Annotated in this window: 1 protein-coding gene and 1 pseudogene; both read left to right on the top strand. The window is 51.7% G+C overall.

The window, feature by feature from the left end:
- The coding region (locus C7J97_RS14750) for an RNA polymerase sigma factor (protein ID WP_147232780.1) at window positions 1–435 on the top strand (435 nt) is incomplete at its 5' end.
- Window positions 428–669, top strand: a pseudogene (locus C7J97_RS14745) (DUF4367 domain-containing protein); the annotation flags it as partial. The gene C7J97_RS14750 and the pseudogene C7J97_RS14745, both read left to right, overlap by 8 nt.

Genomic DNA, 669 nt, shown 5'->3' with positions numbered 1-669 from the left:
GCTTACAAAATTATGGGCGATTCGTATCTGGCAGAAGATGTACTGCAAGAGGTGTTTTTGTACGTTGCCAAAAATTTTTCTAAAATTCATCGAGAAAACTGTCACGAACTCGCTGCTTATCTCGTTAGTTGTAGTAGAAGCCGTGCTTGCGATATGCTTCGCAAGCAGCGAGAAGAACCGCTGGAGGAAGTCCCGGACGCACAAGATGACGCCCCGGTGCCGGATGATGCAGTAGTCAGCACCGATAACATCCAACACCTGACAGAACTGATTGGGCAGATGAAACCGATGTACCGTGATCCTCTGCGTCTTTTGGCAATGGGCTATACCAACCGGGAGATTGCCGAATCGCTTGGACTGACGGATGAAGTGGTTCGGATGCGGCTTTTCCGTGGAAGAAAACTATTGTGGAAGGAGCTGAACAGCCGTGAGTGAGCGGACAGAGATCTCTTTTGATGCAGCTTTGATGATGGCGCTCCGTGCAGATGCACAGAAAGAACTGGACGAGCTGCCAACTCCGGCACAGCTTAAGGAACGCTACCCGGACACTTCCCGATGGGATGCCCGCCTGCAAGCGGCGTTGCATAAACGCCGCCCTGTGCTGAAACGAGTGCTTGTTGCAGCCATGACGCTGGTAATTTTAACTCTCGGCGCGCTTGCAGTAAGTGC

Source organism: Faecalibacterium prausnitzii, assembly GCF_003324185.1.
In the GTDB taxonomy this organism is placed as follows: Bacteria; Bacillota; Clostridia; order Oscillospirales; family Ruminococcaceae; genus Faecalibacterium; species Faecalibacterium prausnitzii.
Note: the sequence above shows the minus strand (reverse complement) of the source record. Positions and strands in the feature narration are given on the sequence as shown.